Below are 24,854 nucleotides of genomic sequence, written 5' to 3' on the forward strand. Positions count from 1 at the left end.
CCGCCGCAGAGGAATCATCGATGATCGACACGTCCCGCAGCACGCCCGAGGCCGACCTGGCCTTTCTCCGTTCGATCGTCCAGGGCGGGGGCGATCCGCGCGCGACCCTGACCATGGGGGTCATGTATCTGGCTGGCGGCCTGTTGTACGGGCTTCAGTGCCTGGTCCACATCGGCCAGTCGGTGGGCGTTGTCCGCTGGCCGGGGCCGGTCAGCCTGGCCTTCGTCGCCGGGATCACCGTCGCCTTCCTGGTGGTGATGGTCTGGGCCATCCGCGAGGACCGCAAGCGGGTCAAGGCCAGCCCCATCGTGACCCGGACCCTGAACGCGGCCTTCAGCGGGGCGGGCATGGCCAATCTGGCCATCATCATCGTTTTCGGCTTCGGCGCGGCGCGGGACCAGGACTTCGCCGTCTGGCTCTATTACCCGGCCATGATCTTCGCCCTTCAGTCGGCGGCCTGGTATGTGGCCTGGACCCTGAAGAAGAAGGGCTGGATGCTGGCGGCGTCGCTGGGCGGATGGGCGACGGCGGTGGCGTTGGGCCTGCTGGTGCGCCAGCCGCTGATCTACCTGTATGTGGCGACGGCTGCGCTGTTCCTGCTGTTCGCGGGGCCGGGCTGGATCATCACCCGTGAGTCGTTGAGGAAGCGCGATCTCAATGCGGACGCCGGCTGATCCATGGGGCTGAACGACCTGGGGCGGATCGACGAGGTCATCCACGGCCGTATGCGGCTGGGGATCATGGTCTATCTGGCCGATGCCGAAGCGGCCGACTTCACCGAGCTGAAGACGGTGCTGGAGGCGACGCAGGGCAATCTGTCGGTCCATATCAAGAAGCTGGAGGAGGCCGGCTATGTCGCCGTGGCCAAGAGCTTTGTGAACAACAAGCCCCTGACGCGGGTGTCGATCACGCCTGAGGGGCGCAAGGCTTTCGGCGTCTATCTGGAAGCCCTGGGCGGGCTGATCGGGAGGCCGGGATGACGGTTCAGGTCATGGGCATCGTCAATGTCACCCCCGACAGCTTCTCCGACGGGGGCCGGTGGGCGTCGACGGCGGGGGCCGTGGACCAGGCGATGCGGCTGGTCGAACAGGGGGCGCAGGTGCTGGACATCGGCGGCGAGAGCACCCGACCGGGGGCGGAGCCGGTGGGCGAGGCCGAGGAGATCGACCGGGTCGCGCCGGTGATCGCCGCCGTTCGCGCGCGCTGGGACGGGGCGATCAGCGTCGACACGATGAAGCCGGCCGTGGCCCGCGCCGCCGTCGCGGCCGGGGCGACGATGTGGAACGACGTGACGGCCCTGACCCATGCGCCGGACAGCCTGGCGGTGGCGGCCAAACTGGGGTGCGAGGTGGTGCTGATGCACATGTGGGGCGAGCCCCGGACCATGCAGGCCGATCCCCGCTATGGCGAGGTGGTGGGCGATGTGGTCGCCTATCTGCGCGAGCGGGCCGAGGCGGCGATGGCGGCGGGCGTGGCGCGCGAGCGGATCTGGCTGGATCCGGGCATAGGGTTCGGCAAGACGCTTGACCACAATATGGCGCTGACGGCGCGGCTGGGCGAGTTGGTCGGGCTGGGCTTCCCCGTGCTGTACGCCGCCAGCCGCAAGCGGACGATCCAGGCGGTCGATGCGACGGCGGTGGAGGCCACCGACCGGCTGGGCGGCTCGCTGGCCCTGGCGCTGGAGGGCGCGCGCCGGGGCGCGCGGATGGTGCGGGTCCACGACGTGCGCGAGACGGTCCAGGCGCTGAAGCTTCAGGCGGCGGTGGCGGCGGCTACCAGATCCTGAACCCATGCGAAGCTAAAGTTGTCCGTCGGCGCTCATGCGTCCTCCATCGTCTCGATCCGGGCCGCGTAGGCGTCGCGCAGGGCGAACCAGCGGTCCCAATCCCAGGGGTGGGCGACGCCCTGAGCCGCGTCGTCGAGGCCCTCCATATGGTGGTGCCAGCCGCTGAGGACGTTGCGGCGCGAGTCCTTCCAGGTGGCTGGGATGCGGTGAACCAGGGTCAGGCGCGTGCCGTCGCCGTCGGGTGTCAGCCGCCAGGAGACGACCGAGTCCGGATTGCTTCCGAAGGTGTGTTCGAACCGGGTGAAGGGCTGGACCAGCAGAACCTCGTTGGCCTGGGTGCGGACCTCGGGCCGGTCGGGCATGAACTCGTGGTCGGGCTGGCGGAAGTTCAGGTTCATCCGGCCGCCGGGCACGGTTTCGATGTCGGCTTCGGCCAGCCAGCATCTCAGCCCTTCGGGCGTCGTCAGGGCCTTCCAGACCCGCTCGGGCGAATGGCGCAGTCGGCGCTCGAAACGCAGCTCCCATCCGTCGTTGATCTCGGTCAGTTCGCCTTGGTCGATGGTGTTGAGGAGGTCGGTGCTGGTCATTGTGGAAACTCTCTGTCCAGGTGGGCTTCCAAGGCGTCGAGGCGCGACGCCCAGAAGCGGCGATAGGGGGCCAGCCAGGCGTCGAGCTGGGCCAGCGGGGCGGGGTTCAGGCTGTAGAGGCGGCGGTTGGCGTCCTTGCGCACAGAGACCAGGCCGGCCTCGCGCAGGACGGACAGGTGTTTCGACACGGTCGGCTGGCCGATGGGCAGGGCGTCGACGAAGTCTCCCGCAGGACGTTCGCCGTCCGCCAGCATGGCGACGATGGCCATCCGGTGTGGCTCCGACAGGGCCATGAGGGGGGCTTGGAGGGCGGTGTTCATATCCATCGTCTATCAGCTATATTGCAGTATGGCAATATATAGGGTGAGGCGTCTTGGCGACGGAGTGACACGCCTGCCTCGCCCACGCTTGCCCCGATGCGTCGACTGGGCCATCTGGTCCCCATGTCCTGGGTCATGTCGATCAATCCGTGGGTGACGCTGGTCGTCGCCGGTCTGCTGGAAGTCCTGTGGGCGTCCGGCCTGAAGAACGTCAGCCTGCAAAGGCCGCTGACGTCGCTGGGCGTTCTGGTCGCGCTGGCGGCCAGCATGGTCCTGCTGTGGGTGGCGACGCAGAAGCTGCCGATCGGGACGGCCTATGCGATCTGGACCGGGATCGGGGCGGTGGGCGCGGCCCTGGTCGGGATCGTCCTCTATGGCGAGCCGGCGACGGCGGTGCGGGCGGTGTGCATCCTGCTGATCGTGGCGGGAATCGTCGGGCTGAAGCTGTTCTCGGGGGCGCAGGCATGAGCGGGCTTTATCAAGGACGGGTCCTGATCCTGGCGGGGTCGGACAGCGGCGGCGGCGCGGGCGTTCAGGCCGACATCAAGGCGGTGACGATGATGGGCGGGTTCGCCGCCACGGCGATCACGGCGATCACGGTGCAGAACACCCTGGGGGTCCACGGGGTCTATCCCCTGCCGCTGGACCTGATCGCGGCCCAGGCGCGGGCGGTGCTGGAGGATATCGGGACCGATGCGGTCAAGACCGGCATGCTGGGCTCGGTCGAGGTGGTCGAGACGGTGGCGGCCCTGCTGGACGAGGCCAAGGCCCCGGCCGTGGTCGATCCGGTCATGGTGGCCAAGGGCGGGCATCCGCTGCTGCCCGATGCGGCGGTGGAGGCGGTTCGTACCCTGATGATCCCGCGCGCGGCCCTGCTGACCCCCAATGCGCCCGAGGCCGAGGCCCTGACCGGGCTGGCGGTGCGCGACATCGACGGCCAGCGACGGGCGGGCGAGGCCCTGCTGAAACTGGGCGCCCGGGCCGTGCTGATGAAGGGCGGCCATGTGGACGGGCCGACGGTGATCGACCTGTTGATGACGGCCGACGGGGAGACGGTGCTGGAGGCCGAGCGGATCGACACTCGGCATACCCACGGCACCGGCTGTACTCTGGCCAGCGCCTGCGCGGCGGGCCTTGCCCTGGGCCGGCCGCTGGAGGTCGCGGTGGCGGAAGCCTGGGCCTATGTCGGCGAGGCCATCCGGCGCGCGCCGGTGCTGGGCGGCGGGCATGGGCCGTTGGATCACGGATGGCCTGTACGGGGGTAGGGGCGGCGAGGCCGCCGAATTGGACTCGAATAAAATCAGTGCAATGAGTCTAATTTCGGCAGGATCCTGCTGTTTTTAAAGGGGAAGTTTTCCAGATCCAATTGCACTCTGCAATAGAGTGCAATTGGGGGCGGATGTGTCGCCGAGAGGCTCGCGATGTCAAAGACCGAGCCGGCATTATAAGCGGGGCTGAAGGGGCGCCGGGTATTTCGTCGAATAGAATCTGCAAGCCTTTGAATTGGTGAGAGCTTGTCTCGGAAATTGTGCGCGTCACGGGCCGCCGGCTGGCCGATGCGGGGCAAGGCCGGCACGCAGTCTGCCGTCATCCTAGGCCTTGTGCCTAGGATCCATACGCTCCGCGCCCAAAGAGGCGCGCTCTGCGGAGACACCGGGATTATGGATCCTAGGCACAAGGCCTAGGATGACGAAGTTTGATATTGCACGCCGATGACTGAAACAGATCCACTTGCCCAATCGCTAATCGAAATCGTCCGCGCCGATCCTGGCCTGATGCACGTCCTGCGGACGGTGCGGGGGCTGGGTCTGCCCGACTGGCGGCTGGTGTCGGGCGCCGTCTATCAGGCGGTTTGGAACGCCAGGACGGGGCGGCCGTCCGGATACGGGATCAAGGACTATGACCTGGCCTATTTCGACGGCGCGGACCTGTCGTACGAGGCCGAGGACGTCGTGATCAAACAGGTCGCCGCCGCCTTCGACGAGCCCTTCCGCAGCCAGGTCGAGGTGCGCAATCAGGCGCGGGTCCACCTGTGGTTCCAGAACCGGTTCGGCGAGCCCTATGAGCCGTTGCACGCGACCGACGAAGCCCTGGGCCGGTTCGTGGCGCCGACCTTCGCCGTCGGGGTGCGGCTGGAAGCGGACGACGCGATCACCGTGGCGGCGCCGTTCGGGCTGGACGATGTGTTCGCCATGGTCGTGCGGCCGAACCCGAACCGGCCGCTGGCCAGGGGGTGGGCCAAGACCATCGAAAATGCGCGGGGGCGTTGGCCGGAGTTGACGGTGGTCGAGCCGGCTTAGCCGCGATCCACATCCGCCCCGCCGCCGTATCAGGCCCATGACCCTGACCGACATCCTCATCCTGCTGGGACTGAACCTGGCCCTCATCGTCGCCGTGATGCTGGGGCTGTGGCTGGTCGCCCTGAAGCTGAAGGATGTCAGTTTCATCGATGCGGTCTGGCCGCTGGGGATGTTGCTGCTGGCGGTGGCGACCCTGCCGCGCGCGGACGGCGATCCGGCGCGCAAGGCGCTGCTGGTCGGGCTGTGCGCGGTCTGGGCGTTGCGGCTGGGCCTGCAACTGTTCCGGCGCTGGCGGGCCAGCGGGGCGGATGGGCGGTATGTGCAGATCGTCGAGGACCAGGAACGGAACAAGGGCTGGTCGTTCGGCAAGACGGCGCTGTTGTTCGTGTTTCTGCCCCAGGCGGTGCTGGCCTGGCTGACGTCGCTGCCGGTGCAGCTGGGGCAGGTGGAGGCTCAGCCCGTGGGCGTGATCGCCGGGGTCGGGGCGGTGCTGGCTGTGGTCGGGATCGTGTTCGAAAGCGTCGGTGACGCTCAGCTGGCGGCGTTCAAGCGCGATCCGGCCAACAAGGGCAAGGTGCTGGACAGCGGCCTGTGGCGCTATACCCGGCATCCGAACTATTTCGGCGACGCCTGCGTCTGGTGGGGGCTGTGGCTGATCGCGGCGGAGACGGGCGTCGGCCTGTGGTCGATCGCGGGGCCGATCTTCCTGACCTTCACCCTGACGCGCTGGTCGGGGATCGGGATTACGGAGAAGGCGATCAACAAGTCGCGGCCGGGGTATGCGGACTATGTGAAGCGGACGAGTGCGTTTGTGCCGTGGTGGCCGAAGAAGGCGTGAGGTTCGCTTTATTCCGTCACCCCCGGGCTTGTCCCGAGGGCCCACGGTTCGGCCCCCGAGTCTTAGCCCGTTGCATACGGTGGTTTGAAACCTTCCCTATCGAATCCGAAGCCGCCGTGGGTCCTCGGGACAAGCCCGAGGATGACGGGGTAGGCGGATCACGCCAGACGCCGACCTTAGTTCTTGGTCGGGGTGTTGTGGGTGGTCATGCCGCGGTCGGGGTTGCCGCCCTGTTGTTCGATCTGGTCGGCGCGCCGGTCGGCGTTTTCCTCGACCTGGTCGGCCTGGCGGTTCAGGGCGTCTTCCTGGGCGTCGGTCGGGGCGGCGTCGGCCTGGGCTTCCAGCTGGTCGGCGCGGGCTTCGCCCTGGGCCTCGACGGCGTCGGCGCGGCTTTCGGCGGCGCGGTCCGCGGCGCTTTCACCGCAGGCGGCGACGCCCGACAGAGCGAACAGCGAGGCGGCGGCGATGGCGAACTTTTTCATGGCGTTTCCTTCCGTTTTGGAGCGGAGGAAACGTCACGGCGGCGGATGGGTTCACGCCGCCGTGAGCTTTTCGTGAGGCCTCAGCCCTCGGCTTCGGCGAAGGCGACGCGGGCGGCGCCCAGCAGGGCCGCATGTTTGTGCATGATCACCTTGGTCGGAATCTCGGACATATAGTCCTTGAACCGGCCCTTGCGCTCGAACCGCTGGCGGAAGGGGCTGGCCTTGATGAATGGCAGGATGCGCGGAACGATGCCGCCGGCGATATAGACGCCGCCACGCGCGCCCGTGGTCAGGGCGATGTCGCCGGCGACCGCGCCCAGGATGGCGCAGAAGCGGGCCAGGGTGGCGCCGCACGGGCTGTTGGGATCGGCCAGGGCGTCCTTGGTGATTTCAGCCGGATCCTCGATATGGGTCTCGCGGCCGTCGATCTCGGCCAGGGCCCGGTGCATGTTCAGCAGGCCGGGGCCGCAGATCAGGCGCTCGATGGAGACGCGGTCATAGCGGCGGCGCAGGATGCGCAGGATCTCATCTTCGACCGGATCGCCGGGGGGGAAGCAGGCGTGGCCGCCTTCCGACGGCATGGCCATTTCCTTGCCGTGGGCGTCGCGGATCAGGGCCGAGACGCCGAAGCCGGTGCCGGGGCCGAGGACGGCGACGGTGGCGTGCGGATCGCCGTCGACCGGCCCGCCCAGGCTTTCCAGCTGATCTTCCGGCACCACGGGGGCGCCCCAGGCCAGGGCCTCGAAATCGTTGATCAGCTTGACCGGCTTGAGGCCCAGGGTCTGAAGCTCGCTCTCGGACACCTGCCAGGGCGAGTTGGTCAGGTCGATGGCGCCGTCGGTGACGGGGCCGGCGACGGCGATGACGCCGCCGGTCGGCTTGACCTCGCAGCCCTCGATGAAGGCGGCGACGCCTTTCAGGAAGGTGGGATAGCGTTCGGCCGGGAAGCTCTCGTGGTGGTCCAGCACGGGCCGGCCGTCGATCATGCGAGCGACGGCGAAGCGAGCGTTGGTGCCGCCGACGTCGCCGACGAGGAGGGTCTTGTCATTCATGAGGCGTTTCCTGCGGTCGGTGCGGCGGATCAGGCGTCCACGGTCCGGTCGACGAAGTTGGGATCGGGAGGTGTGTCCGTATGCGATTGGGCGCTGCTGGGGAAGGCGAAGCAGACAGTCGCGCCTTCTTCAGCGGTGGTGACGACGTGGCGGAAGGCGCCGAATAGCTCTCGCCCATAGCCCCAGGCCGTGCCCGCCGCATTGGCGGAGGAGCGTGCGGCGGCGGGGCGGGCCGACAGGTCGCCGACGCCCACCGTGGTCAGAACCCCGGCCTCGGCGTCCAGGCGGATGATGTCGCCTTCCTGAACATGGGCCAGGGGGCCGCCGGCCAGGGCCTCAGGCGACACGTGGATGGCGGCGGGGGTCTTGCCGCTGGCGCCCGACATGCGGCCGTCGGTGACGAAGGCGACCTTGAACCCCTTGTCCTGGATGACCGACAGGGCCGGCGACAGGCTGTGCAGTTCGGGCATGCCGTTGGCCTTGGGTCCCTGGAAGCGCAGGACCACGACGACGTCGCGGAACAGTTTGCCGTCCTTGAAGGCTTGCAGCGCGTCTTCCTGGGTCTCGAAGACGGCGGCGGGGGCCTCGACGATGCGGTTCTCGGGCTTGACCGCCGAGACCTTGATGACCGCCCGGCCCAGGTCTCCCTTGACCAGGCGCAGACCGCCCTCCTTGTCGAAGGGGTTGGAGGCGGGGCGCAGGATGTCGAGGTCGAGGCTTTCCTTGACCCCGTCGCGCCAAACCAGCTGTCCGTCCACCATCGACGGCTCCTGGAAATAGGGCTCTATGCCCTTGCCCATAATGGTCGTGACGTCCGAGTGGATGTGGCCGGCCTGGGCCAGTTCGCGGGCCACGAAGGCGACGCCGCCGGCGGCCTGGAAGGCGTTCACATCGGCCGAGCCGTTGGGATAGACGCGGGCCAGCAGGGGGGTGACGGACGACAGCTCGTCCATGTCGGTCCAGTCGATCAGCACGCCCGCCGCCCGCGCCATGGCGACCAGGTGGATGGCGTGGTTGGTCGATCCGCCGGTGGCCAGCAGGGCGACGATGGCGTTGACGATGGACTTCTCGTCGATGACGTCGGCCATGCGGCATTCGCCGCTGCGGGCCAGTTCGACGGCGCGTTTGGCGGCGGCGGCGGTCAGGGCGTCGCGCAGGCCGGTGTCCGGATGGACGAAGGCGGTCGAGGGCATGTGCAGGCCCGCCAGCTCCATCATCATCTGATTGGAGTTGGCCGTGCCGTAGAAGGTGCAGGTGCCGGGCGAGTGGTAGGAGCCGATCTCGCTTTCCAGCAGGGTCTGGCGATCGACCTTGTTCTGGGCGTACTCGGCGCGGACGCGGGCCTTTTCAGCGTTCGGAATGCCAGAGGGCATGGGGCCGGCGGGGGCGAAGACGACCGGCAGATGGCCGAAGGCCAGGGCCCCCATGAACAGGCCGGGCACGATCTTGTCGCAGACGCCCAGCATCAGGGCGGCGTCGAAGGCGTCATGCGTCAGGGCCACGCCGGTGGACATGGCGATGACGTCGCGGCTGAACAGCGACAGCTCCATGCCGGGGCGGCCTTGCGTCACGCCGTCGCACATGGCGGGGGTGCCGCCGGCGACCTGGGCCGTGGCGCCGACCTGACGCACCGCCTCGCGGACCACGGCGGGGAAGCGCTCGAACGGCTGGTGGGCCGACAGCATGTCGTTATAGGCGGTGACGATGCCCAGATTGGGCTTGGACCCATCCATCGAAGTGAGTTTGTCGGCGATGGTCTGGCCGGCGAAGGCGTGGGCCCAGTTGGCGCAGCTCAGCTTGGCGCGGCCGGTCCCGCTGTCGCGGGCGGCGTCCATGCGACGGATGTAGTCGGCGCGGGTGGCGCGGCTCTTCTCGACGATCCGGGCGGTGACCGCGGCCACCGTGGGGTGCAGGGTCATGTCAGCTGGCTTCCGTGTACAGAACTTCAAGCGGGACGCCTGCGGCGATCAGGGCGGCGATGGGCTGGACCTTGGGATCGCCCTGGGCCTCCTGCTCGAACACGCGGCGTTTGGCCTCGCCCTTCAGGCCCAGGATCACCCGACCGGCGGACATCAGATAGGGCAGGTTGATCGACAGGCGCTCGATGGTCGGCGCGGCGCCGTCGCGGCCGTGGGGCACGCCCAGGACCGTCGGCTTTAGCGTCGGGGTCAGCAGGGTCTTCAGGGTGGGGCTGTTGGGGAACATGGAACAGATATGGCCATCCTCCCCCATGCCGAGAAGGACCGCGTCGAAACGTCCGCCTGCGTCGGCCAGGGCGTGGGCGGCGACGATGGCGGCGCGATCGACCGTGACCTCGGGCGTATAGAGGGGGATGAAGCGGCCGGCGGCGGCCTTGTCCTGTAGCAGGACGTCGCGGATCAGCCGGGCGTTGGACTCAGGGGAGGTCTCGGGGACGTAGCGCTCATCCACCAGGGTGACGGCGATCTTCGCCCAGTCCAGGTCGGTCGCGGCGAGGCGGCGATAGACGGGGGCGGGGGTCGTGCCGCCGGGACCGGCGAAGACGGCCCGGCCGTTGTCGCGCACGGCGGCGCCCAGGGTCTCGGACAGGCGCGCAGCGATGGCCTCGGCCCAGGCGTCGACGGTGGGGAAGGTTTCGATGGGATGGGTCATTGGCTCTTCCTTCCTTTCGTCATCCTCCGGCAAGCCGCGCCTTCGCGGCGCAGACCGGGGGACCCAGCGGCGCCGTAGCGCAGCGCAGGCGAAATGGCGGATACGAATTCGTCCGCGACAGGTTCGCGCTCTCGCGCGCCGCTGGGTCCCCCGGTCCGGCTGCGCCGGCCGGAGGATGACGAAAGAAGGGGATCACGCATCGGTCGTGTTCCAGTCGCGGCCGGTGCGCATCATCAGCATGTCGGCGCTGTCGGGGCCCCAGGTGCCGGCGACATATTCGTCGGGCTTCAGGCCGGACTCGGCCCAGGCCTCGGCGACCTCGTCCACCCATTTCCAGGCCTGTTCGGCTTCGTCGCGACGGACGAACAGGGTGGAGTCGCCGTGCATGGCGTCCAGCAGCAGACGCTCATAGGCGATGCGGCGGCGCGGCGGGGCGGCGGACTTGCCGTCCACCCCCCAGGACAGGCTCATGGTGATGGGCTGGAGCTGCATCCGGCTGTCCAGGCCAGGGCGCTTGTTCATCACCGTCAGGGAGATGTCTTCCTCGGGCTGAAGCTCGATGATCATGCGGTTGGCCGGCGCCTCGCCCTCTTCGTTGTCGAAGATGGAATGGGGGACGGGCTTGAACTGGATGACGATCTCGGTGCGCTTCTCAGGCAGCCGCTTGCCGGTCCGCATGAAGAAGGGCACCCCGGCCCAGCGCCAGTTGTCGATGTCGGCGCGGATGGCGACGAAGGTCTCGGTGTCGGAATCGGCGCCGCGCTCCTCGTCATAGCCCTTGGCCGGCTTGCCCTCGGACACGCCCGCCACATACTGGCCGCGCACGGTGACGCGTTCCGCCTCCTCGTGGGTGATGGGGCGCAGGGACCGCAGCACCTTGACCTTTTCGTTGCGGAGCGATTCCGGATCCAGGTCCGAGGGCGGCTCCATGGCGACCAGGCACAGCAGCTGGAGCATGTGGTTCTGGAGCATGTCGCGCAGCGCGCCGTACTCGTCGTAATAGGGCCAGCGGTCGCCGACGCCGACTGTCTCACCAATGGTGATCTGGACGTGGTCGATGGTCAGATTGTTCCACAGCGGCTCGAAAATGGTGTTGCCGAAGCGAAGCGCCGTCAGGTTCTGGACCGTCTCCTTGCCCAGATAGTGGTCGATGCGGAACACCTGGTCCTCGCGGAAGGCGTGGGCCACGGCGTCGTCGATCTCGAGGAAGGACTTGAGGTCGCGGCCGACCGGCTTTTCCAGCACGATGCGGCAGTTGCGCTCGGCCAGGCCCGCCGTCTTCATCGCCGTGACGATACGACCGTACAGCGAGGGCGAGACGGCCAGGAAGGAGGTGACCTCGCCGTCGCCGACGCGATCCTTCAGGCCCTTCAGGCTGGCGGGATCGGTGGCGTCAACGGCCAGATAGTCGAGGCGGGCCTTCATCTTGGCCCAGCTATGGTCGTCCCAGGCCTTGTCCGCCTCGGCCTTGGCCTTCACGGCGTCATGGACCTTGGCGACATATTCGTCGGCGGTTTCTTCGGAACGGGCGGCGCCGATGATCTTGAGATCGTCCGGCAGGAGCCCGTCGTGCTCGAGGAAATAGAGCGACGGCAACAGCATGCGCATCGCCAGATCGCCGCCGCCGCCGAACAGAATGAGAGCCGCCATGTTTGTCCCCTGAACGGTCCCGTTTTCCGGAACCCATCGCCTTTTATGGTCTGGGCGTCGCTTTGCCCGCTTCCGCTCTGGAGGCCAACACGTCCAGCACGTCCTGAAACACCATGTTACGGACGTGGAGAAGCACCAAGAGGTGATAGATCAAATCCGCCGCCTCGCTGGCGAGTTCCTCGTCGGGACCCGCGACGCCGGCAAGAGCCGTCTCGACGCCCTCTTCGCCGACCTTCTGGGCGATGCGTTTCGGGCCTTCTGCGATCAGCCGGGCGGTCCAGCTTTCGGACGGATCGGCGGCCGCGCGTTCGGCGATGGTGCGTTCCAGCCGGGCGATGCGGCCCAGGCCCGGCGCGTCAGCCTCGCCGAAACAGCTGGTGCGGTGCAGGTGGCAGGCGTCGCCGACCGGATTGACCGCCAGGACCAGGGCGTCGCTGTCGCAGTCGGCCGTGATGCCGACGACGTGCAGCCGGTCGCCCGAGGTCTCGCCCTTGCGCCAGCGTCCGCCGCGCGAGCGGGAGAAGAAGGTGGCCTCGCCGGACTGGATGGTCTCGTCCAGGGCGGCGCGGTCCATATAGGCTAGGGTCAGGACCTGGAGCGTGGCGGCGTCCTGCACCACGACGGGGACCAGGCCGTCGCCCTTGGTGAAGTCGATGGTGTTGGGGTCGATCATTTTATTCACCGCTCATCCCCGCGAAAGCGGGGACCCAGTTCTGTTGTCTGACGGGTCTTGGATAGGGCTCTGTGCCAAAGGGGCGAGGATGATCGCCCAAAGCACTGGGTCCCCGCTTTCGCGGGGATGAGCGGAGATCTAAAATCACAATCTCATCTCCAGGCCTTCGCCCGCGAGATAGGCCTTCAAGTCGGGGATGGCTATCGCGCCAGTGTGGAAGACGCTGGCGGCGAGGGCGCCGGAGACGTCCGATTGTTCGAACACGGCCTTGAAATGCTCGGGGGCGCCGGCGCCGCCCGAGGCGATCAGGGGGATGGTCAGGCGCGCGCGGGCGGCGGACAGTTGTTCAATGTCGTAGCCGCGTCGAACCCCGTCCTGGTCGATGCAGTTCAGCACGATCTCGCCGGCGCCCAGGCCCTGGGCCTCGTCCAGCCAGTCCAGAGTGCGTTTGCCGGCGCGGCGGCGCGCGTCGGGGTCGCCGGTGTATTTGTGGACCACCCATTCGCCGTCTTCCAGACGACTGTCGACGCCGACGACGACGCACTGGCTGCCCAGGCGCGCGGCCATTTCGGCGATCAGCTCGGGACGTTCCAGGGCGGGGGAGTTGATCGACACCTTGTCCGCCCCGTGGTCGAGGCAGCGGGCGGCCTGATCGACGCTGCGGATGCCGCCGGCGACGCAGAAGGGGATGTCCAGCAGCCGGGCGATATCCTTGATCCAGCCATAGTCCAGCGTCCGGCCCTCGGGGCTGGCGGTGATGTCGTAGAAGACCAGTTCGTCGGCGCCCGCGTCGCGGTAACGGGCGGCCAGCTCCGCGGCGTCGCCCATGTCGGTATGGCCGACGAACTTCACGCCCTTGACCACCCGGCCGTCCTTGACGTCCAGGCAGGGGATTATACGCCGGGCGGTCATCGGACCGCCCTCTTGTCAAAAGAATGGGCGGTCATGCCGCCGTCGCTATGGCTTCGGGCAGGGTGAAGCGGTTCTCGTACAGGGCGCGGCCGACGATGGCGCCGTTGCAGCCCAGGGCCTTGACCGCCGCGAGATCCTCCAGCGACGAGACGCCGCCTGAGGCCTGCAGCACCAAATCCGGGCGACGGCGGCGGATTTCGGCCAGCAGTTCCAGATTGGGGCCGGTCATGGCGCCGTCGCGGCCGACGTCGGTGACCAGCAGGTGTTTGGCCGTCCCCTTGGGATAACGATCCAGCGCCTCCCAGAGGGTGACGCCCGACGACTGGGTCCAGCCCTTCAGGGCGGGAACGGGCACGCCGTCCTCGATCTTGACGTCCAGGGCCAGGGTGATCTGCTCGACGCCGAAACCCTTGAGCCAGGCGGCGACGTCATTGGGCTGGGTCACCGCCAGGGAGCCGACGACGACACGCGACACCCCGGCTTCCAGCAGCTTGGCCACGTCATTGGCGCCGCGGACGCCGCCGCCGGACTGGATCTTGACTTGGATGGCCTTGGTCAGGTCGCCGATCAGGGCGTGCTGCATGGCCTCGCCGGCCTCGGCGCCGTCCAGATCGACGATGTGAATCCACTCGGCGCCCTCGGCCGCGAAGGCGCTGAGGCGGGCGGCGGGCTGTTCGTCATATTGCGTCACCTGGTCGAACTTGCCGTGCATCAGGCGCACGCAGACGCCGTCCTTCAGGTCGATGGCGGGATAGATCAGCATGGGGTCGGCTTCCGTTCGTCATCCTCGGGCTTGACCCGAGGATCGGGCGTGGATCGGTTCGTGCGGGGCCTCGTTCGCACGAGCGGCGGATGGTCCGGTCCTCGGGTCAAGCCCGAGGATGACGGGGAGGGGGAGGCGGCGCGGGTCATGCGGCGACCTGCAGGAAGTTCCGCAAAATCATGGCCCCGGCCTCGGCCGAGCGTTCGGGGTGGAACTGGCAGCCCCAGCGGTTGGCGGCGTGGACCATGGCGGGGACCGGGCCGCCATAGTCGGCGCGGGCCAGGGTGGCGGGGCCGTCGGGACAGACATAGCTATGGACGAAATAGGCGTAGGCCCCGTCGGCCACCCCCTCCAGCAGCGGGTCGTCGCGGTCGCGCGTCAGCCGGCTCCAGCCCATATGCGGCACGGGCAGGGCGCCCGCCGGCTCCAGCCGGGACACGGCGCCGGGGATGAAGCCCAGCAGATCGACGCCCTCGCCCTCCTGGCTGGTTTCGAACAGCAGTTGCTGGCCCAGGCAGACGCCCAGCAGGGGACGGGGGAAGGCGCGGATCGGTTCGATCAGGCCCAGTTCCGACAGGCGGCTCATGGCGTAGCCGGCCGCGCCGACGCCGGGCAGGATGACCCGTTCGGCCTCGGCGATTACGGCGGGATCGTCGGTCAGGCGCACGGTTGCGCCCAGACGCTCGAGCGCGAACTGGACCGAGGCGACGTTGCCGGCGCCATAGCTCACTATTGCGACTTCACCCATGTCCGCTCATCCCCGCGAAAGCGGGGACCCAGTGTTTTGGGCGATAGGCGGTGGTGAAGCGCAGGACGTTGATCCAGGCGGTGGTGATCGGAAAGAACTGGGTCCCCGCTTTCGCGGGAATGAGCGGAGCTTGAATACCCATCACAGCACCCCCTTGGTGGACGGCACCGCGTCGCCCTCGACCCGGATGGCCTGGCGCAGGGCGCGGCCGAAGGCCTTGTAGACGGCCTCGGTCTTGTGGTGGTCGTCCTGGCCCGTGACCGAGATGTGGACCGCGGCGCCCATGGCCTCGGCCAGGGAGCGGAAGACGTGGGCCGTCAGGTCGGTGCGGTAGTCGCCGATGAAGGGGGTGTCGAACGTCCCTTCGAACAGCGGATAGGGACGACCGGACAGGTCGATGGAGACGGTGGCGTTGGCCTCGTCCATCGGCAGGACGAAGCCGTAGCGAGCGATGCCCTTGCGCTCGCCCAACGCCTGTTTCAGCGCCTGGCCCAGGGCGATGGCGCTGTCCTCGATCGTGTGGTGCGGGTCGGTGTGCAGGTCGCCCTCGCACTGAAGCCGCAGGGAGAAGCCGCCGTGGGCCGCGATCTGCTCCAGCATATGGTCGAAGAAGCCGACGCCGGTCTCGATCTTGATGGGGCTGGGGGCGTCCAGATCGACGGCGCAGACGATACGGGTCTCTTTCGTATCGCGCACGGCTTGGCCGACGCGGGCGGGTCGGCGCTTGGCGGGCGTCAGGCCGAAGGCGGCCAGCAGCCGGTCGTTGACCTCGGGCTTGATCGAGACGGGCAGGCGCAGGCGCTCGCCGGACAGGTCGGCCGCGACGCCATAGGTGGCCAACGCAGCCAGGGCGGCGGCGGGGTCTTCCGGCCGGGCCATGACAATGGGGCCGACGCCGGGTTCGACCGGCATCTGGCGGGCCAGTTCGCGGGCGATCCGCTCGCGCTCACGCCGGACCGAGGCGATCCGCTCGGCGGTCTCGATCATCCGCGACGGGTCCAGCGCCTGTTGCGCCAACCGCACCAGGGGTTCTGGGAGGGCGTAGGGTTCGAGGACCGAGGCCAGGCGGTCCAGGGTCGGGGCCTGGGCTATGGCAGCGCCGACGCGGGCGCCGGCTAAACCATAGGCCAGGGAAAGGCTGCGCAGCACGACCAGGTTCGGCTGGTCGGCGACGACGGTGGCGGCCGAGACGCTGTCGGAGAATTCGATCAGGCCCTCGTCCACCACCAGCAGGGCGGGGGCGACGCGGGCGGCCATTTCGGCGACGGCCTCGGGCGAGCCGAGGGCGCGGATGACGACGATACTTGCTTCTGGGGCGGGTTCGCCCTTGGCCGGATAGATGGCGGCGAGACTGTCATAGGGTTCGGCCTTGGGCGCCTCGACCGAACCGCCGTCGCGGGCGGCGAGGCGATAGGCCAGTTCCAGCCCGTGGGTCAGGCCGCGCACCGGCAGAACCTGGTCGGCGGGCACGGCGTAGATCGCAGCCATGCGGGCGGCGAGGGCGGCAGGCTCGCCGGGATAGCGGTCCAGGCCGTCGCCGCCGGAGACCAGCGGGGGATAGGGGGCGGGCAGGGTCATTGGGCGGCTCCGTAGGGGAGGGCCGGGGTGAGGCTTGTCTGGGTGAGGAGTGCTAGTGAGCAAGAGGTGAGCTTCAGAGCGGTGAAGGCGGCGCGATCTCGCTCACTTCTTCGCTCACTAGCACTCCTCACTGAACCCGCTCTGACGACACTCATCCTTCGGCCCTCAGGTCTGCGGCGCGGGCGTGGGCTTCGAGGCCCTCCATCCGGGCCAGGCGGGCGGCGATGGGGGCCAGGGCGCGGGCGCCGGCTTCGCTGACCAGCTGGACCGACATGGTGGTCATGAAGCTGGACGTGGTGACGCCGCCCAGGGTGCGGGCGCCGCCGTCGGTCGGCAGAACGTGGCTGGGGCCGGCGGCGTAGTCGCCCAGGGTCTCGGCGGCGAACCGGCCGACGAAGACGGCGCCGGCGGCCTTGATCGAATCCACCAGGGGTTCGGGGTCGTCGATCTGGATCGCCAGGTGTTCAGGGCCATACAGGTTGGCGACCTCTGCGGCGGCGTCTAGGTCACGGACCAGGATGGCGCGGGCCTCGTTCAGCGAGGCGCGGGCGATGGCTTCGCGCGGCAGGGTCGCGACCTGAACCTCAACCTCCGACAGGATGTAGTCGATGGTGGCGCGGCTGGTGGAGACCAGGATGACCTGGGCGTCGGCGTCGTGCTCGGCCTGGCTGAGCAGGTCGGCGGCGGCGATCTCGGGGGCTGCGTCGCGGTCGACGATGACCATCAGTTCAGACGGGCCGGCGGGCATGTCGACGGCGGGGCCGCCCGGAAGAGCAGACGCCTGTTTCTTGGCCTCGGCGACATAGGCGTTGCCGGGGCCGAACAGCTTGTCGCAGGCGGGGATGATCCCGTCCTCCAGCTCGACGCCGAAGGTCAGGGCGGCGATGGCCTGGGCCCCGCCCATCAGCCAGATCGCGTCCAGCTCGGCCTCGGCGGCGGCCAGGATCATGGCGGGGTGAACGCCGCCGTCCTTCGAGGGCGGCGTGACGGCGACGCGCTGGCCCACGCCGGCGACGCCGGCCGGGATGGCCAGCATCAGCAGGGACGAGAACAGGGGCGCGGTGCCGCCGGGGATATAGAGGCCGGCCGAGGCGATGGGACGCCAGGCCAGTTTGGAGCGCACGCCGGGGGTGGTCTCGACGAAGGGGGTGTCCTCCGGCTTGGTCGCCTGGTGGAAGACGCGGACATTCTCGGCCGCCATGCGCAGGGCGCGCACGTCGCCGGGGGGCAGGGCGTTGCGGGCCTCGGCCACGGCCTCGGGCGTGATGGCGACGCGACGGGGCGGGGCCTTGTCCAGCTTCAGGCACCAGTCGGTGACCGCGGCGCCGCCGCGCATCCGCACGTCGTCCAGAATGGTCCGGACCACCTCGGTCACGTCGCCGGCGGTGCGCTGGGCCGGGCGGGCGAGAGCCGCCTTCTTTCCGGCGGCGTCGAGAGAAGACCAGTCGATCAGCTTCATCACATCATCTTCTCGATGGGCAGGACCAGGATGGCCGAGGCGCCGGCGGCCTTCAGCTTCTCCAGTGTCTCCCAGAAGACGGCCTCCTGACAGACGGCGTGGACGGCGACGGCGTCGTCGCGGCCCATCAGCGGCATGACGGTGGGCGAACCGGCGCCGGGCAGGATGGCGGTGATCTCATCCAGCGCCGAACGCGGGGCGTTCAGCATGACGTATTTGGCGCCTTGCGAGGACACGACGCCCGACATCCGCTCGATGACGCTGTCCAGCAGGTGTTGCAGGGCGGGCTCGGGCGCGACGGGGGACTGGATCAGGACGGCCTGGCTTTCCAGCACCATGTCCTTGGCGCCCAGGCCGTTGGCCTCCAGCGTCGCGCCGGTCGAAACCAGGTCGCAGATGGCGGCGGCCAGTTTCAGCCGGGGGGCGACCTCGACGGCGCCGCGCATGACGACGATGTCCGCCTTGACCCCCCGCTCGTCTAGGAAGCGGCGCAGGATCTTGGGATAGGAGGTGGCGATGCGCAGCCCGTCCAGCGAGGCCGGGCCCTCATAGGCCAGGCTCGGGGGGGTGGCGATCTTCAGGGTGCAGCGGCCAAAGCCCAGGGGCATGACGACCGAGGCGTTGGGGCCGCCGTTGCGGCCTTCCTCCAGCACATTCTCGCCGACGATCCCCAGGTCGCAGACACCGTCGGCCACGAAGGTGGGGATGTCGTCGTCGCGGACCCGCAGCAGGTCGATTGGATAGTTCTCGACCCGATACAGCAGGTCGTTGTGGCCCTTGACCCATTTCAGACCCGCGTCGCGGATCAGGTCGAGGCTGCGGTCGGCCAGACGGCCGGATTTCTGGACGGCGATGCGAAGCCGGCCTTGGACGGTGCTCATGTTCGGATACTCAGTTCGTGTTCTTCAGGCGGTCTAGGGCGATGCGGTAGCCCTGGTGCGGCATGTCTTTGAGATAACGGGCGACGCGGACGACGGTGGTGGGGCTGGCGTGAGCCTCGGCCGCGATCTCGCGATAGGATTTGCCGCCGGCGTCGAGCAGGCGCGCCACCTGCCAGCGCTCGGTGAAGGCGCGCAGTTCCGCCGGGGTGCACAGATCGGCGAGGAAGGCGTCGATCTCCTCGCGCGTCTGCATCGACAGCAGGGCGTCATGGAGGGCGTCGCGGGCGGGCGGGGTCGTCATGCGCGTTCCACTATGCTGTAACAGTGGAACGGTCAAGGGGCGTTTGGTGAGCAAGGGGTGAGCGAGGAGTGAGCGGGGGCGGTCCACCCAATTCCGTCATCCTCGCCCTCGTGGCGAGGATCCATACGCCCGGTGTGTCCGCAGAGTGCGCGGTCGGCGACACCGGGTGTATGGATCCTAGGGACAAGCCCTAGGATGACGGTCGGGGAGGAGGGCTCATCTCTTGCTCACTAGCACTCTTCACTGATCCGCCACTCGCCACTCGCCACTCGCCGCTCTACATCACACCTTATGACCAAGATCCTGATCATCGGCGCCGGCCACGCCGGCGGCTCCGTCGCGGCCTTTCTGCGGCAATACGGCCATGAAGGCCCGATCGTGCTGGCGGGCGAGGAGGATGCGCCGCCGTATCAGCGGCCGCCCCTGTCCAAGGCCTGGCTGAAGGGCGAGGCGGATCTGGAGGCGCTGCTGCTGCGGCCGCTGAGCTTCTATGAAGAACAGGGCATCGAGTTCCGGCCGTCGACGGTCGCCGTGTCGGTGGATCCGGAGGCGAAGACGGTCGCCTTCCATGACGGGGCGTCCGAGACCTATGACGTCCTGGTGCTGGCGACGGGATCGACGGCGCGCAAACTGCCGGTGCCGGGCGGGGATCATCCCGAACTGCTGGAGCTGCGGACACTGAAGGACGCGGAACGGCTGAAGGCCGTGCTGGGGCCGGGCAAGCGGCTGGCGGTGGTCGGCGGCGGCTATGTCGGCTTGGAGGCGGCGGCTTCGGCCCGGGCCCTGGGCGCCGAGGCGGTGGTGATCGAACGCGCGCCGCGCGTGCTGGCGCGGGTGGCGTCCGAGACCTTGTCGGCCTTCTTCATCGCCCAGCATCGGGCGCACGGGGTCGAGATTATGACCGGGGCCGAGGTGGTCGCCGTGGCCCCTCACGGCGTGACCCTGGCGGACGGATCGGTGGTGCAAGCGGATGCGGTGCTGGTCGGGGTCGGCGCCCTGGCGTGCGACAGCCTGGCGCGGTCGGCGGGTCTGAGATGCGACGACGGGGTGGTGGTGGACGATCAGGCGCGAACCAGCGATCCGGCCGTCTTCGCCGTCGGCGACATGACGCGGCGGCCGGTTCCGGTTCACGGCGGGGTGTCGCGCCGGCTGGAGAGCGTGTCCAATGCGCTGGAACAGGCCAAGCAGGCGGCGGCGGCCATCGTCGGACGACCGGGGCCGGCGGCCGAGGTTCCGTGGTTCTGGTCCGATCAATATGACTTCAAGCTTCAGATCGCGGGTCTGACGTTCGATGCGGATCGTCAGGTGGTGCGGGGCGATCCGACGGCGGGGGGATTTGCGGTGTTTCACCTGAACGGGGACCGAGTGGTCTGCGTCGAGGCGGTCAATGCGCCGCCGGAGTTCATGGCGGGCAAACAGCTGATCGGGAAGGGGACGCCGGTGGATGTGGCGAAGCTGGCGGACGTCTCGGTTTCGATGAAGGCGGTGGGGGTGTGACACAGGCCTTCTCCCTCCCCCTGCGGGGGAGGGCGGTCGCGGAGCGACCGGGTGGGGGCGGCCCGGCAGGGCTGCACGGGTTCTGCCTCGCGAGATATGTCCCGTGTCGTCCTGCCGCCCCCACCCGGCTTCGCCTTCGGCTCAGCCCCCCTCCCCCGCAGGGGGAGGGAGAGGCGCTCCGCCGCTTCGTCGTCGCCGCAGTGCAACAAAACTGTTGCGCTTTTCGTTGGGGATAGACCAAGCTGCGATCTCAACGCGGCGGGGGCGAATGACGAGAGCTTTCGACGAAATGAACGGCGGCGGATCAGGCACGATCCGCGACAGCTACAAGACCCTGGCGGCCTGGCTGGAAAACGCCCCGCCGGATCTGTTGCAGGCGCGCTCGCGCCAGGCGGAGCTGTTCTTCCGCCGTATGGGCGTGACCTTCGCCGTCTATGGCGACGAGGAGTCCAACGAACGGCTGATCCCGTTCGACGTGGTGCCGCGCATCATCGGCGCCGATGAATGGGGCGGGCTGGAGAAGGGGCTGAAGCAGCGGGTCACCGCCATCAACGCCTTCCTGAAGGACATCTACGGGCCGCAGGACTGTATCCGCGCCGGGATCGTGCCCGCCGACCTGATCCTGACCAATCCTCACTATCGGCCCGAGATGCAGGGCCGCCGGCCGCCGGGCGACGTCTGGTGCCATATCGCCGGGGTCGATCTGGTCCGCACGGGCGAGGACGGCTTCTATGTGCTGGAGGACAATGTCCGCACGCCGTCGGGGGTCTCCTATATGCTGGAGAACCGTGAGATGATGATGCGGCTGTTCCCCGACCTGTTCGCCGAACATGCGGTGCGGCCGGTCGAGATCTATACCGACATGCTGTTGCGGTCGCTCCAGGCCTCGGCGCCGTCGGGGGCGGGCGAGGATCCCACCATCGTCGTGCTGACGCCAGGGCCGTTCAACTCGGCCTATTACGAGCACAGCTTCCTGGCCGACAAGCTGGGGGTGGAACTGGTCGAGGGCGGCGACCTCTTCGTCAACGACGACACCGTCTATATGCGCACGACCGAGGGGCCCAAGCGGGTCGATGTCATCTATCGCCGTATCGACGACGACTTCATCGACCCCCTGACCTTCATGCCGAATTCGGCGGTCGGGGTGCCGGGGCTGATGTCCGCCTATTTCGCCGGACGTGTGACCCTGGCCAATGCGGTCGGGACGGGGGTGGCCGACGACAAGGCCGTCTATACCTACATGCCCGAGATCATCCGCTTCTTCACCGGCGAGGACGCGATCCTGAAGAATGTGCCGACCTGGCGCTGCCGCGAGGCGGATGCGCTGAAGGAGGTGCTGGGTAAGCTGGACGAACTGGTGGTCAAGGAGGTCGGCGGATCGGGCGGCTACGGTATGCTGGTCGGGCCGACCTCGACCAAGGCCGAGATCGAGGCGTTCCGGGCCAAGCTGATCGCCGACCCCGACGACTTCATCGCCCAGCCGACGCTGAGCCTGTCGACGGCGCCGACCCTGAACGGGGGGGATCTGTCGCCGCGGCACGTCGATCTGCGGCCGTTCGTCCTGTCCAGTCCGGCGGGGGTGCGGGTCGCGCCCGGCGGATTGACGCGGGTGGCGCTGAAAGAGGGGTCGCTGGTGGTGAATTCCAGCCAGGGCGGCGGAACCAAGGACACCTGGGTGCTGGACAACTGATGCTTTCTCGCACCGCAGACAGCCTGTACTGGACCGGCCGCTATATGGAGCGGGCGGACTTTCTCGCGCGCATTCTGGAGGCGGCGATCCGCCTGGCGGCCTTGCCGGCCAAGGATCAGGCCACCGTCACGGCCTGGGCCGGCGCCATCGCCTCGTCGGGGGTGAAGTCAGCGTTCGACGCAACCGGCCGTACGGTTTCCGAGAAGTCCGTTCGTGAATACCTGGCGTTCGGGGCCGACAATACGACCTCGATCAAGGCCTGCATCACCCGGGCGCGGACCAATGCCCGCTCGGTGCGCACCGCCCTGACCATCGAGCTGTGGGAGGCGATCAACGGCGCCTGGAACGGGCTGAACGAGCTGGGCGAGCCGACCAAGCGGGATGATTTCACCAACTTCCTCGACTTCGTGAAGTCGACCTCGCTGGCGGTCGAGGGGGCCTCGTCGCGGACCATGTTGCGCAACGACGCCTACTGGTTCCTGCGTCTGGGCATGGCGATCGAGCGGGCCGACAACACCGCCCGCCTGCTGGACGTCAAATATCACCTGCTGCTGCCGCCTGGCGAACGGGTGGGGGGACAGCTGGACTATTTCCAGTGGACCACCCTGTTGCGCGAGGTTTCGGCCCTGACCGCCTATCGCTGGGTCTATCGCGAGAGCGTGCGGCCCTGGCTGGTGGCGGACCTGCTGGTGCTGAACCGGCAGATGCCGCGGTCCCTGGCGTCGTGCCAGGGCATGATCGTCAGCTATCTGGAGCGGCTGGCCACGGACTACGGCCGGCGTGGCCCGGCGCAGCGGCTGGCCTCCAACCGCCTGACCCAGTTCAACGAGGCCCGGATCGAGGACATCTTCCAGTCCGGTCTGCACGAATACATCCAGGGCTTCCTAAACGAGAACAACGCCCTGGCCGCCGCCGTCCACGAACAATATCTGGTCTGACCATGCGGATACGGATCGACCACTCCACCCGCTACGCCTACGCCCGACCGGCGCGGTTCATCGTGCAGATGCTGCGGCTGACGCCCAAGTCGTGCGAGAGCCAGCAGGTGCGCGAATGGCGGATCGAGACCGACGTCGACGCCCGTCTGCGGCGCAGCGAGGACGCCTTCGGCAACATCGTTCACAGCCTCTATACCGAGCGGCCGACTGACGCCCTGACCATACGGGTGACGGGCGAGGTCTCGACCGTGGACACCGGCGGGGTGATCCGGGGCCAGAACGACCGGCTGCAGCCGGGCGTCTATCTGCGCGACACCCGCCTGACCCAGGCCAATCCCGCCCTGGTCGAGTTTGCGAGAGAGGTCGGCGAGGGCGCGCCGCTGGAGCGGATGCACCGGCTGATGGGGGCGATCCATGGCGGGGTGGCCTTCGAGGTGGGGGCGACGTCCGCCACCCATACGGCGGCCGAGGCCTTCGACATTCGGCGCGGCGTCTGTCAGGACCACGCCCAGATCTTCATCGCCTGCGCCCGCGCTCTGGGCGTGCCGGCCCGCTATGTCTCGGGCCATCTGAACCGGTCGGACGGCCAGCACGATCAGGACGCCGCCCACGCCTGGGCCGAGGCCTGGATCGAGGGGTTGGGCTGGGTCGGGTTCGATGCGGCTAACGGCATCTGCCCGACCGAGAACTATGTCCGTATCGCCGTGGGGCTGGACTCGCTGGGGGCGACGCCGATCCGGGGGACCAGCTATGGCGGCGGGGTCGGCAGCCTGACGGTCGCCCTTCATGTGCGGCCTGTGCAACAGAGCCAGCAACAACATCAGAGCCGGGGATGGTCCTGATCGCCATGTCGCAGGAATCTGTTAGCGTCGAACGATTCGCAGGCTGGGGAGCGGATAGAGGCAAGTGACCTATTGCGTAGGCATGCTGGTGGACGAGGGGTTGGCGATGATCGCCGACACCCGCACCAATGCGGGCGTGGACAACATCTCGTCCTATCGCAAGCTGCACGTGTTCAAGGCGCCGGGCGAACGGATCCTGGCCGTGGCCACGGCCGGCAATCTGTCGGTGACCCAGACCGCCCTGGCCATGGTGGCCGAGGGGGTCAAGCTGCCCGACTCGACCGGGCCGGAGACGCTGGAGACCGCGCCCAGCCTGTTCCGCGCGGCCCAGATCCTGGGCCATGCCATGGCCATGGTGCGAGCCACGATCAATACGCCGGCCTCGCCCACCGCCGACGCCCTGAACGTCAACGCCTCCATGCTGCTGGGCGGCCAGATCGGCGGGGGCAAGATGGGCCTTTACCTGATCTATGGTCAGGGCAATTTCATCGAGTGCGGGGCGGACACCCCCTATCTTCAGATCGGCGAGCTGAAATACGGCAAGCCGATCCTGGATCGCGCCCTTCATGACTACACCCCCCTGTCCGAGGCGGTGAAGCTGGGGCTGATCTCGTTCGACTCGACCATTCGCTCCAATATCGCCGTGGGGCCGCCGCTGGATCTGATCGTCATTCCGCGTGACGGACTGACGGGGATGGAGCGGCGCATCGATGCGGACGACCCCTATTTCCGCGACCTGGGCCGCCGCTGGTCCGAAGCCCTGGCCGCGGCGCACAAGGCGATGCCGGACCCGACCTGGCTGGATTTGACCCCGGCGAAGGGCGCGCGAATGACGGCGGTGAGCTGAACTTTGCGGCCCTGACTGCGATTAAGTCGCAATTGTGCTTGTGTGAAGGCGTGAAGCTGGCTAATGCGACCGCATCGCA

The 24,854-nt window shown here is 68.3% G+C and carries 28 protein-coding genes; 12 read left to right on the top strand and 16 right to left on the bottom strand.

The window, feature by feature from the left end:
- Window positions 1-20: 20 nt before the first annotated feature.
- From ACW177_RS03975 to folP, 3 genes are read left to right on the top strand one after another with little or no spacing between them, the layout of a single operon-like run.
- A complete protein-coding gene (locus ACW177_RS03975) occupies window positions 21-674 on the top strand; it encodes a hypothetical protein (RefSeq protein ID WP_492027351.1) in 654 nt (217 codons plus the stop codon).
- 3 nt (window positions 675-677) lie between these two features.
- Window positions 678-980 carry a winged helix-turn-helix domain-containing protein gene (locus tag ACW177_RS03980; protein ID WP_271164614.1) on the top strand — a complete coding sequence of 101 codons (303 nt, stop codon included), beginning with the start codon at window positions 678-680 and terminating at the stop codon, window positions 978-980.
- On the top strand, window positions 977-1,786 hold the full coding sequence (folP, locus tag ACW177_RS03985) for a dihydropteroate synthase (protein ID WP_492027352.1): 810 nt from the start codon (window positions 977-979) through the stop codon (window positions 1,784-1,786). Before ACW177_RS03980 ends, folP begins: the two co-directional genes overlap by 4 nt.
- 32 nt (window positions 1,787-1,818) lie before the next feature.
- Here folP and ACW177_RS03990 read toward each other — a convergent pair whose 3' ends face one another.
- The gene (locus ACW177_RS03990) at window positions 1,819-2,373 is read right to left on the bottom strand and encodes an SRPBCC family protein (protein WP_492027353.1); all 555 of its coding nucleotides are present in this window, start codon (window positions 2,371-2,373) and stop codon (window positions 1,819-1,821) included.
- Window positions 2,370-2,693: an ArsR/SmtB family transcription factor gene (locus ACW177_RS03995; RefSeq protein WP_492027354.1), complete on the bottom strand. Its 324-nt coding sequence runs from the start codon at window positions 2,691-2,693 to the stop codon at window positions 2,370-2,372. Before ACW177_RS03995 ends, ACW177_RS03990 begins: the two co-directional genes overlap by 4 nt.
- Window positions 2,694-2,816: 123 nt before the next feature.
- Here ACW177_RS03995 and ACW177_RS04000 point away from each other — a divergent pair, with 123 nt between their 5' ends.
- The 4 genes from ACW177_RS04000 (at window position 2,817) to ACW177_RS04015 (ending at window position 5,831) form a co-directional block, all read left to right on the top strand.
- Complete coding sequence (locus ACW177_RS04000) at window positions 2,817-3,161, top strand: DMT family transporter (protein WP_492028069.1); 345 nt, start codon at window positions 2,817-2,819, stop codon at window positions 3,159-3,161.
- Window positions 3,158-3,958 carry a bifunctional hydroxymethylpyrimidine kinase/phosphomethylpyrimidine kinase gene (gene thiD, locus ACW177_RS04005; protein ID WP_492027355.1) on the top strand — a complete coding sequence of 267 codons (801 nt, stop codon included), beginning with the start codon at window positions 3,158-3,160 and terminating at the stop codon, window positions 3,956-3,958. The genes ACW177_RS04000 and thiD overlap by 4 nt, the downstream gene beginning before the upstream one ends.
- 447 nt (window positions 3,959-4,405) lie before the next feature.
- Window positions 4,406-4,993, top strand: a complete 588-nt coding sequence (locus ACW177_RS04010) for a nucleotidyltransferase family protein (protein WP_492027356.1) — start codon at window positions 4,406-4,408, stop codon at window positions 4,991-4,993.
- 37 nt (window positions 4,994-5,030) lie between these two features.
- Window positions 5,031-5,831 carry a DUF1295 domain-containing protein gene (locus tag ACW177_RS04015; protein WP_492027357.1) on the top strand — a complete coding sequence of 267 codons (801 nt, stop codon included), beginning with the start codon at window positions 5,031-5,033 and terminating at the stop codon, window positions 5,829-5,831.
- Between the two features lie 176 nt (window positions 5,832-6,007).
- Here the strand turns inward: ACW177_RS04015 and ACW177_RS04020 are convergent, their stop codons facing one another.
- The 14 genes from ACW177_RS04020 to ACW177_RS04085 form a co-directional block, all read right to left on the bottom strand.
- A complete protein-coding gene (locus tag ACW177_RS04020) occupies window positions 6,008-6,313 on the bottom strand; it encodes a hypothetical protein (RefSeq protein ID WP_492027358.1) in 306 nt (101 codons plus the stop codon).
- Between the two features lie 80 nt (window positions 6,314-6,393).
- Window positions 6,394-7,365 (bottom strand): glucokinase, encoded by a 972-nt coding sequence (glk, locus tag ACW177_RS04025; RefSeq protein ID WP_492027359.1) that lies wholly within the window; start codon window positions 7,363-7,365, stop codon window positions 6,394-6,396.
- Between the two features lie 29 nt (window positions 7,366-7,394).
- On the bottom strand, window positions 7,395-9,284 hold the full coding sequence (gene edd, locus ACW177_RS04030) for a phosphogluconate dehydratase (RefSeq protein WP_492027360.1): 1,890 nt from the start codon (window positions 9,282-9,284) through the stop codon (window positions 7,395-7,397).
- Window position 9,285: 1 nt separating this feature from the next.
- The gene (gene pgl, locus ACW177_RS04035; RefSeq protein WP_492027361.1) at window positions 9,286-9,996 is read right to left on the bottom strand and encodes a 6-phosphogluconolactonase; all 711 of its coding nucleotides are present in this window, start codon (window positions 9,994-9,996) and stop codon (window positions 9,286-9,288) included.
- A 192-nt stretch (window positions 9,997-10,188) separates the two neighbouring features.
- A complete protein-coding gene (zwf, locus tag ACW177_RS04040; RefSeq protein WP_492027362.1) occupies window positions 10,189-11,646 on the bottom strand; it encodes a glucose-6-phosphate dehydrogenase in 1,458 nt (485 codons plus the stop codon).
- A 43-nt stretch (window positions 11,647-11,689) separates the two neighbouring features.
- A complete protein-coding gene (hisIE, locus tag ACW177_RS04045; RefSeq protein ID WP_492027363.1) occupies window positions 11,690-12,319 on the bottom strand; it encodes a bifunctional phosphoribosyl-AMP cyclohydrolase/phosphoribosyl-ATP diphosphatase HisIE in 630 nt (209 codons plus the stop codon).
- Window positions 12,320-12,463: 144 nt separating this feature from the next.
- Window positions 12,464-13,231, bottom strand: a complete 768-nt coding sequence (hisF, locus tag ACW177_RS04050; RefSeq protein ID WP_492027364.1) for an imidazole glycerol phosphate synthase subunit HisF — start codon at window positions 13,229-13,231, stop codon at window positions 12,464-12,466.
- A gap of 31 nt (window positions 13,232-13,262) precedes the next feature.
- A complete protein-coding gene (gene hisA, locus ACW177_RS04055) occupies window positions 13,263-13,994 on the bottom strand; it encodes a 1-(5-phosphoribosyl)-5-[(5-phosphoribosylamino)methylideneamino]imidazole-4-carboxamide isomerase (RefSeq protein WP_492027365.1) in 732 nt (243 codons plus the stop codon).
- 145 nt (window positions 13,995-14,139) lie between these two features.
- Window positions 14,140-14,742, bottom strand: coding sequence for an imidazole glycerol phosphate synthase subunit HisH (hisH, locus tag ACW177_RS04060; protein WP_492027366.1), 603 nt, complete (start codon window positions 14,740-14,742; stop codon window positions 14,140-14,142).
- A complete protein-coding gene (locus ACW177_RS04065; protein ID WP_492027367.1) occupies window positions 14,735-14,884 on the bottom strand; it encodes a hypothetical protein in 150 nt (49 codons plus the stop codon). Before ACW177_RS04065 ends, hisH begins: the two co-directional genes overlap by 8 nt.
- Window positions 14,884-16,320, bottom strand: coding sequence for an imidazoleglycerol-phosphate dehydratase HisB (hisB, locus tag ACW177_RS04070; protein ID WP_492027368.1), 1,437 nt, complete (start codon window positions 16,318-16,320; stop codon window positions 14,884-14,886). Before hisB ends, ACW177_RS04065 begins: the two co-directional genes overlap by 1 nt.
- 151 nt (window positions 16,321-16,471) lie before the next feature.
- On the bottom strand, window positions 16,472-17,779 hold the full coding sequence (gene hisD, locus ACW177_RS04075) for a histidinol dehydrogenase (RefSeq protein WP_492027369.1): 1,308 nt from the start codon (window positions 17,777-17,779) through the stop codon (window positions 16,472-16,474).
- A complete protein-coding gene (gene hisG / locus ACW177_RS04080) occupies window positions 17,779-18,660 on the bottom strand; it encodes an ATP phosphoribosyltransferase (RefSeq protein ID WP_492027370.1) in 882 nt (293 codons plus the stop codon). Before hisG ends, hisD begins: the two co-directional genes overlap by 1 nt.
- 10 nt (window positions 18,661-18,670) lie before the next feature.
- A complete protein-coding gene (locus ACW177_RS04085; RefSeq protein WP_304936221.1) occupies window positions 18,671-18,961 on the bottom strand; it encodes a YerC/YecD family TrpR-related protein in 291 nt (96 codons plus the stop codon).
- Between the two features lie 291 nt (window positions 18,962-19,252).
- Between ACW177_RS04085 and ACW177_RS04090 the strand changes: the two genes are divergently transcribed.
- The 5 genes from ACW177_RS04090 to ACW177_RS04110 all read left to right on the top strand — a co-directional run bounded on the left by ACW177_RS04090 (window position 19,253) and on the right by ACW177_RS04110 (window position 24,775).
- Window positions 19,253-20,458 (top strand): NAD(P)/FAD-dependent oxidoreductase, encoded by a 1,206-nt coding sequence (locus ACW177_RS04090; protein ID WP_492027371.1) that lies wholly within the window; start codon window positions 19,253-19,255, stop codon window positions 20,456-20,458.
- 268 nt (window positions 20,459-20,726) lie between these two features.
- A complete protein-coding gene (locus tag ACW177_RS04095; protein ID WP_492027372.1) occupies window positions 20,727-22,148 on the top strand; it encodes a circularly permuted type 2 ATP-grasp protein in 1,422 nt (473 codons plus the stop codon).
- Window positions 22,148-23,086: an alpha-E domain-containing protein gene (locus ACW177_RS04100; protein WP_492027373.1), complete on the top strand. Its 939-nt coding sequence runs from the start codon at window positions 22,148-22,150 to the stop codon at window positions 23,084-23,086. Before ACW177_RS04095 ends, ACW177_RS04100 begins: the two co-directional genes overlap by 1 nt.
- 2 nt (window positions 23,087-23,088) lie before the next feature.
- Window positions 23,089-23,928, top strand: coding sequence for a transglutaminase family protein (locus ACW177_RS04105; RefSeq protein WP_492027374.1), 840 nt, complete (start codon window positions 23,089-23,091; stop codon window positions 23,926-23,928).
- 64 nt (window positions 23,929-23,992) lie between these two features.
- Window positions 23,993-24,775, top strand: a complete 783-nt coding sequence (locus ACW177_RS04110) for a proteasome-type protease (RefSeq protein ID WP_492027375.1) — start codon at window positions 23,993-23,995, stop codon at window positions 24,773-24,775.
- Window positions 24,776-24,854: the final 79 nt, after the last annotated feature.

It is taken from the genome of Brevundimonas sp. AVps23W, from assembly GCF_058681395.1.